Below are 7,980 nucleotides of genomic sequence, written 5' to 3'. Positions count from 1 at the left end.
TTAATTCGTTTTCAACAGCTATTTTGATCTCAGATAAATTAACGCCTAAACTTGTTAAAATGTCAATAGCAACTCCTTCACCATCTCTTAAAATTCCCAGGAAAATATGCTCTAACCCAATCTGTTCATTTCCTAATCGAATCGCTTCTTCGCGACTGTAGGAAAGTACGTCCTTTATTCGTGGAGAAAATTGAGAATCCATATCTATTAAGTTAAAGTAATTAACGGTTTTTTTCTGTAACAATACTAAATCTGAAAGGTTGTTTCAGATTACCCGTAAAAATAACATTTATCATTTTAAAAATACGCAAAAGCCTTAGGTGGTGATATTTTGACTTATTGATTTTTTAAACATACCGCTGTTGAAATTTAATTTGGAAATAGCCGCGAAAAAGCCTCCAGAGCCTACCGTATTAACAGTATTTTTTTATTTTTGTAAGTCGTTTTTTTGCAAGTATAAAATCTTTGAAAGGAATATTAAATGACTGAAGGCGAAAGAATTATTAAAATAAATATTGAAGAGCAGATGAAAACTGCTTACATCGACTATTCTATGTCGGTGATTGTTTCTCGTGCTCTTCCAGATGTTCGCGATGGTCTAAAACCGGTGCATCGCCGTGTTTTATTCGGAATGAGTGAGTTAGGTGTGTTTTCTAACCGATCATATAAAAAATCTGCAAGAATCGTGGGTGAAGTTCTTGGTAAGTATCACCCGCACGGAGACTCTTCTGTTTACATGACAATGGTACGTATGGCTCAAGATTGGTCGTTACGTTATCCGCTGGTCGATGGTCAGGGTAACTACGGCTCCATTGATGGAGACAGCCCTGCAGCCATGCGTTATACAGAGGCTCGAATGGCAAAAATTGCAGAGGAAACACTTAGTGACATTGAAAAAAATACGGTTGACTTTCAACCCAACTTTGATGAGTCTCTTAATGAACCAACTGTATTACCAACCCGAATTCCGAATCTATTGGTAAACGGAGCATCGGGTATTGCAGTAGGTATGGCTACAAATATGCCACCTCATAACTTATCGGATACAATTGATGCTATTGTTGCCTATATCAACAATAAAGACATTGAAATAGCTGACCTAATCCCTATTATTAAGGCACCAGACTTTCCAACGGGAGGTATTATTTACGGTTACAAAGGTGTTGAAGAAGCATTTGAAACGGGGAGAGGACGTATTGTAATTCGCGGAAAAGCCCATATTGAGACACATGGAAATAACCGAGAGCGAATTATTGTAACTGAAATTCCATACCTGGTCAATAAAGCTGAGTTGATCATTAAAATTGCGGAATTAGTTAACGACAAGAAAATCGAAGGTATTTCCAATGTCAATGATGAATCGGACCGGGAAGGTATGCGTATCGTGATTGACATTAAGAAAGATGAGATTTCGAATGTCGTTTTGAACAAATTGTTCAAGTTTACGCAGTTGCAAACATCGTTCAGTGTAAACAACATCGCTTTGGTAAATGGCCGGCCAAAGTTGCTTAACCTAAAAGACCTGATTCACTATTTCGTCGATCACCGCCACGAAGTGGTTGTTCGTCGTACTCAATACGAATTGGAACAGGCCGAAAAAAGAGCTCATATATTAGAAGGCTTGATCATTGCCTCAGACAATATTGATGAGGTAATTGCAATTATCCGGGGATCAAAAACACCGGATGAAGCACGTGAAAGCTTAATCGCTCGTTTCAACCTGACTGAAATTCAGGCTCGTGCAATTGTGGAAATGCGTTTGCGCCAACTAACCGGTTTGGAACAAGACAAATTACACCAGGAGTACGAAGACCTCATGAAATTCATCGATCATTGTCGTGAAATTTTGAGCAATGAAGATCTTCGGATGCAAATTATTACGGATGAATTGAATGCAGTAAAAGCACAATACGGCGATGAACGCAAAACTGAAATTGTGCCGAATGCAGAAGAATTTAATCCGGAAGATTTCTATGCCGATGAAGAGATGGTTATTACAATCTCGCATTTGGGTTACATTAAGCGTACTCCGCTATCTGAATTTAAAACGCAGGGTAGAGGAGGTGTTGGTTCGAAAGGAAGTAATACGCGTGATGAAGACTTTCTGGAACACCTGTTTATAGCAACGATGCACAATACCTTGTTGCTATTCACCGAAAAAGGGAAGTGTTTTTGGTTGAAGGTTTACGAGATTCCGGAAGGAACAAAAACAAGTAAAGGACGTGCAATTCAGAATCTGCTAAATATCGAACAAGATGATAAAGTGTTGGCATACATCAACGTAAAACGCTTGGATGATGCTGAATACATTAATAACAACTTTATTATTCTTTGCACGAAGAAGGGAATAATCAAGAAAACTTCGTTAGAAGCCTATTCTCGACCTCGTCAAAATGGAATCAACGCCATTACGGTTCGCGACGGAGACCAATTGCTGGAAGCTCGCTTAACAAATGGAAATCACGAATTGATGATTGCTGTCAGATCAGGAAAAGCAATTCGCTTCCACGAAAATATGGTTCGTGCCATTGGACGGACAGCTTCAGGTGTAAGAGGTATAACACTTGGTAGTGAGCAGGATGAAGTAATTGGCATGATCTCTGTAGAAAATCAATCAGAAGATGTTTTGGTTGTTTCAGAAAAAGGCTATGGAAAACGTTCCAGCATCGAAGATTACCGGGTGACAAACCGCGGTGGTAAAGGTGTGAAAACAATTAGCGTGACTGAAAAAACAGGAAGCCTGATTGCAATCAAAAGTGTTACTGATACGAATGACTTGATGATCATTACTGAACATGGTATTACGATCAGATTACCGATTTCTGCTATTCGCGTGATGGGTAGAGCTACTCAAGGAGTTCGATTAATTAATTTACGCAACGAAGATGCAATTGCATCAGTTGCCCGTGTTGAATTCGAAGAAACTGACGACAATATTGAAGATGTCGAAGGCACGGAAATATCTGAAAATGAAGATTAAAGAATAAAATTGCATTTGCGTGCACAATATTAAAGATTAAATTTGTAGCTAAAAAAAGTATCTTAAATTAACTATGATGATGAAGAAGACAATCTTATTATTAGCCGTATTTATTACTGCTGTTACCGGGTCTTATGCACAGAAGGGAAAGGTTTCCAGTGCATCTACACTAAAGGACAGTGGTAAGTTAGATAAGGCTCTTGAAGCGATCAACGAAGCTATTGATCCGAATAACGAAAAAGCAGAAAAATCGATTCCATGGCCTAGAACCTGGGAAGTTCGTGGTGAGATTTATCATGCAATTTATAAGTCGAAAGACGAGAACTATAAAAAACTTGCTACGGATCCGTTACAAACAGCCTTAGATTCATACAAAAAAGCACTTGAATTGGATGACAAAGGTAAAAACGGAAACGCTGTAAAAATCAACTTAACCTTGTTGATTAATGATTTTACAGACCAAGCAGTAAAAGCTTTCAATGACAACGACTACCCAAAAGCGCTGAAATCTTTTGAAGATATTTTGGAAGTCCAAAATATGCCATTGATGCAAGAGAATCCACCGACAGTTGATACTGTAATCATTTTTAATGCTGGTTTGGCAGCTTATAACGCTGAAAACTACGATAAAGCGATCAAGTATTATAAAGAAGCAGCAAAATACGATTACAATGGTTCTCGTACCTACGAATTGATTTCTGCTTGTTATACAAACGAAAATGATACTGTTCATGCTTTAGAAACTTTACAGGAAGGTTTCAAAAAATATCCTGAAGCAAGTTCAATTCTTGTTCAGATGATCAATATTTACATGAGTGCAAACAAAACAGATGATGCTATGAAATATTTGGACTTAGCGATCAAGCAAGATCCAAGTAATGCATCGTTCTATTTTGCACAAGGAGCCTTAAATGATAAGTTAGGTAACACAGATGATGCAGAAGCTGCATACGAAAAAGCGATCGAGCTTAAACCAGATTATTTTGATGCGTACTATAACTTAGGTGCCATTTATTATAACAAAGGTGTGAAGCAATTAGATGTTGCGAATGCAGTTCCTACAAATAAGCCAGATCAGTACGAAGTTGAAAAGAATAAAGCTGACGAAGAATTCAAAAAAGCAATTCCTTACATGGAAAAAGCTTCTGAAATCAACACAGAAGATACTTATGCTTTGGAATCATTAAAACAATTGTACTATCGTTTGAAAATGATGGACAAGTTTGATGAAGTGAACAAGAAACTTGAGGATCTTAAATAATTCAATTAAAAAGGGGGAAAATTTATTCTCCCTTTTTTTGAAAACACAAAAACAACATAATATCAACTATAAGACAATCGAATTACTATTTTTCAAACGCTACAATACTCTGGGGCCAAATGCAAATTAAAATTATTCGGACTGTAGATAATTTGAAATCGTTAAAGCCAAGGATTCCACGTTAATTATGTTGCCTTATATTATAAGCAATAAAAAAAGCAATACAGTCATTTTGTATTGCTTAATCTTAAATTTTAAAAATTGCAGAATTCATTAATTGGTTCTAAGAGTATAAAATTCCTCCAAACCCAAATTGATGATATCCTGAATATCATTAATTACTTTCGATTTTGATCTTTTTCGAAATACGCGGTCATCATCTTTCTTTTTAGACATGATATCTTTTAACAGATACATTGCCTTAATCATTTTACGTAATTTTTCTTGTTCCATAGCTGCGAGGTTTTTTACAAATTTAAGTCCTGCTGCCATATTTTTAGATTACCAATTGATTATGGCTTTCTTAAGAAAATGTGAACCTATACTCACTTAAATTTCCACATCACGTTTGATATAGCTGGTATAATCTTTTAGTATTGGCTTATAATCATCGTGAAACAAGTGCGAAGAGATCATGAAATCGGCTGTTGAACGAGTAATTGCAATCGGGATATTATAAACAGTAGCTATTCGTAATAAGGCTTTTACGTCCACATCATGTGGCTGTGCCTGCATCGGATCCCAAAAGAAAACTAACATATCTACTTTTCCTTCACTTATCAACGATCCTAACTGCTGATCACCACCAAGTGGTCCTGATTTTAACCGGTCAACTAATGGTGGTACTTCATCATTAATTTTACACTTCTGATCAATCGTTTCCTTGATCAAACGGCCTGTGGTCCCGGTACAAACTAAATCATGAGACAGGAGTTCTTTCCAGTTATAGGCTACCCACTCCACCATATCTTTTTTCCTGTTGTCGTGTGCAACAAGTCCAATTGTTTTCTTCTTTTTCATTTTCTGCTTTTAATCTGATTCGTTTGTAAAATTAGATTTTTATCATACTTGCATGTCTTTTTTTCAGAATGTACCGATTACTTTAACAGAAAGGTAGCAAAAAAGGCACGGTTTTATTGCCGTGCCTTTCTTATTCTATCTAATGTAGCTCCCTAATTGAACTCTTTCTTGAGTGTTTCAACCCATTTTTCAACCCGCCCCTTTGTCAAGCGAGGTTGGTTTTCCTGGTCAACACACAATCCGTAAAATTGACCATTGCCCTTGTCTGCTCTGGAAAATTCAAATTCGTACCCATCGGTTGAAGTAAATCCAACAATTTGACCACCACGAGATTCAATAAGCTCAGCGAAAATGCCAACACCGTCATTGAAATTCTCAGGGTAACCTTTCTGATCACCTAAACCGTAGATTGCAAACTTCTTACCAGACAAATCCAGATCTTCGATTGCAGGAACAAATTCATCCCAATAATTCGGAAGTTCACCATCCCACCAAGTTGCAACACCGATGATGTAATTATCAAAGTTCAGAAAATTTTCTTCATTAACCTCTTCTGCATTAATTACTCCTAGGTTATCTTTTCCAAAAGCTTCGATAATTTTCTCGCTTACTTTTGCAGTTTTATTAGTGTGAAAGGCGTAAAATATACCTGTTTTGCTCATGATTCCTTCTTTTAGTATTCAATTAATTCTTTAGCGGCAGCTATGATTTTTTCTGTATTTGGGAGAATTGCTTTCTCCAGAATACGGTTAAAACCAACCGGTGTATAAGTTGAACCAACTCGTTTAACCGGTGCATCCAGGTATTCAAACGCTTCTTCCATAATGGTTGAAGTAACTTCTGAACCAAATCCTGCGAATACTTTGTCTTCGTGAACAACCATCACTTTATTGGTCTTCTTAACCGATTCCAAAATGGTCTCTTTATCCAAAGGTACAATAGAACGTAAATCAATCACCTCTACATCAATTCCATCATCTGCAAGTATTTTTGCTGCATCTAAGCTGTGAATCAGTGTGTTACCGTAAGTAATCAGTGTAATATCATTTCCAGGACGACGGATTCGTGCTTTGCCAAACGGAACTTCAAAATCATCAGGTACGGCAGATGAAGCTTGCGGCGCATTATAGAGTGCTTTAGGTTCCATGAACATAGTCATACCTTTTGATCGCATTGCTGTACGTAACAATCCGGCTGCATCGTCGGCAAAACAAGGATAAACAATGCGCACTCCTGGGATGGTTGCTAAAGCTCCCTCTATATTTTGTGAGTGGTACAAACCACCACCAATGTAACCACCGGATGCTAATCGAATTGTCATGTTCGGAACGAATTGACCGTTCGAACGCCAGTAATCGTGGCTGGAATCCACATATTGCTCCATGGCCGGCCAGAAATAATCGGCAAATTCAGCCCCTTCAATAACGAGACGAATTTTATCGTTAAAACGGCTCATGCCATTTGCAGTACCAACAATAAAATCTTCAGCAATAGGTGCACTGAAAACACGCTGGTCACCAAATTCCTGTTGCATTCCTTTTGTAACGTTAAAAGCACCACCCTTTTCTTTATTGGCAACATCCTGTCCCCAAATAAAGGTATCCGGGTTTGCACGGAATTCCTCTTTCAGTGTTTTATTGATTGCATCAACCAATTTCAGCTTTTCACCATCCGAATCATGTGTTCCGTCCGGATATTTATCAGCACTGTAAGCTTCCGGCATTACGAAATCGAAGATCGATGCAGGATCCGGATCCGGGGCTTTCATACATTTTTTATGAGCAGCTTTGACAATTGCCTTTGCCTCTTCCTCAATCGCCTGGATATCCTCTTGGGTAAAACGATTGTAGCGAATCAGCATTCGAATGAATTTAGCCAGAGGGTCGTAGACACGTGTGTAATTACGTTCATTTTCACTACGATATAACTCGTGACGATCTGAGTTTGAGTGTGACTCCATACGTACACAGTTTGCCTGTACGATAACAGGCTCACCATGTTCCAGTACATGCTTTTTGGCCTCAGTCATGGCATTCATCGAGTCGAAAATATCTTTACCGTTACAGTGGATGATTCGGAGGTTCTTAAATCCGGCAAAGTTATTTGCTGTTTTCCGGTTTGCAGTTTGCATATTCTTAGGTACTGAAATACCATAGCCGTTATCCTGCAAAACGAAAATCACGGGTAATTTCTCGCGAGAAGCACCATTAATTGCCTCATATACATAACCTTCAGATGTCGAAGATTCTCCATGAGATGTAATAGAAACTCCTTTGTGGTTGTAAAATTTCATGGCTCGGGCAACACCAACAGCATGTAAGTCGTGGTTACCGGTACAGCTCGATACATTATGAATATTCCACTCAGGCTTCGCAAAGTGGTTTGACATGTGACGACCACCACCTGCAACGTCGGTCGCTTTAGAAATACCATTCAGGATAATTTCTTCTGCTGTCAGACCAGCCGAGAAGCAAGTCATCATATCACGGTAATAAGGAAAAAGGTGGTCAGTTTCGCGGTCAAAGACTTGTCCAATCGCAAACTGAATTCCATCATGACCGGCATAAGGAGCATGATAAGACCAACCAATAGCCTGTTTGAGGTAGTTTGGAGCTCTTTCATCAAGCTTACGACCGACAACAAGCGTCGTTAACCAGCCTTTCAGAATTTCCTTGTCAACATTCTTTATGGTATAAATTTTCGGATAAATACTACTCAT

The 7,980-nt window shown here is 38.3% G+C and carries 7 protein-coding genes; 2 read left to right on the top strand and 5 right to left on the bottom strand.

The genetic code is table 11. From position 1 onward, the window contains the following. On the bottom strand, window positions 1-202 hold a 202-nt coding region (locus tag AC37HE_RS11875; RefSeq protein ID WP_500783064.1), incomplete at its 3' end, for a Clp protease N-terminal domain-containing protein. A 279-nt stretch (window positions 203-481) separates the two neighbouring features. On the opposite strand from AC37HE_RS11875, the gene gyrA reads away from it, so the two are divergent. Continuing rightward, window positions 482-2,980, top strand: a complete 2,499-nt coding sequence (gyrA, locus tag AC37HE_RS11870; protein WP_500783063.1) for a DNA gyrase subunit A — start codon at window positions 482-484, stop codon at window positions 2,978-2,980. Window positions 2,981-3,053: 73 nt separating this feature from the next. Continuing rightward, entirely contained in the window at window positions 3,054-4,241 is a 1,188-nt protein-coding gene (locus AC37HE_RS11865) for a tetratricopeptide repeat protein (protein WP_500783062.1), read from the top strand. Window positions 4,242-4,514: 273 nt separating this feature from the next. Here the strand turns inward: AC37HE_RS11865 and AC37HE_RS11860 are convergent, their stop codons facing one another. From AC37HE_RS11860 to AC37HE_RS11845, 4 genes are all read right to left on the bottom strand, one after another. After that, a complete protein-coding gene (locus AC37HE_RS11860; protein WP_500783061.1) occupies window positions 4,515-4,733 on the bottom strand; it encodes a hypothetical protein in 219 nt (72 codons plus the stop codon). A 57-nt stretch (window positions 4,734-4,790) separates the two neighbouring features. After that, complete coding sequence (locus AC37HE_RS11855) at window positions 4,791-5,261, bottom strand: methylglyoxal synthase (protein WP_500783060.1); 471 nt, start codon at window positions 5,259-5,261, stop codon at window positions 4,791-4,793. A gap of 152 nt (window positions 5,262-5,413) precedes the next feature. Next, on the bottom strand, window positions 5,414-5,923 hold the full coding sequence (locus AC37HE_RS11850) for a flavodoxin (RefSeq protein ID WP_500783059.1): 510 nt from the start codon (window positions 5,921-5,923) through the stop codon (window positions 5,414-5,416). Between the two features lie 11 nt (window positions 5,924-5,934). Then, the gene (locus AC37HE_RS11845) at window positions 5,935-7,980 is read right to left on the bottom strand and encodes an alpha-ketoacid dehydrogenase subunit alpha/beta (protein WP_500783058.1); all 2,046 of its coding nucleotides are present in this window, start codon (window positions 7,978-7,980) and stop codon (window positions 5,935-5,937) included.

It is taken from the genome of Mangrovibacterium sp. (assembly GCF_059905295.1).
This window is presented reverse-complemented; position numbering and strand designations above follow the sequence as displayed.

Bases quoted from the DNA above. Each gene is read 5' to 3' on its own strand.
- gyrA (WP_500783063.1), top strand. From the start codon at position 482: ATGACTGAAGGCGAAAGAATTATTAAAATAAATATTGAAGAGCAGATG.
- AC37HE_RS11865 (WP_500783062.1), top strand. From the start codon at position 3,054: ATGATGATGAAGAAGACAATCTTATTATTAGCCGTATTTATTACTGCT.
- AC37HE_RS11860 (WP_500783061.1), bottom strand. From the start codon at position 4,733: ATGGCAGCAGGACTTAAATTTGTAAAAAACCTCGCAGCTATGGAACAA.
- AC37HE_RS11855 (WP_500783060.1), bottom strand. From the start codon at position 5,261: ATGAAAAAGAAGAAAACAATTGGACTTGTTGCACACGACAACAGGAAA.
- AC37HE_RS11850 (WP_500783059.1), bottom strand. From the start codon at position 5,923: ATGAGCAAAACAGGTATATTTTACGCCTTTCACACTAATAAAACTGCA.
- AC37HE_RS11845 (WP_500783058.1), bottom strand. From the start codon at position 7,980: ATGAGTAGTATTTATCCGAAAATTTATACCATAAAGAATGTTGACAAG.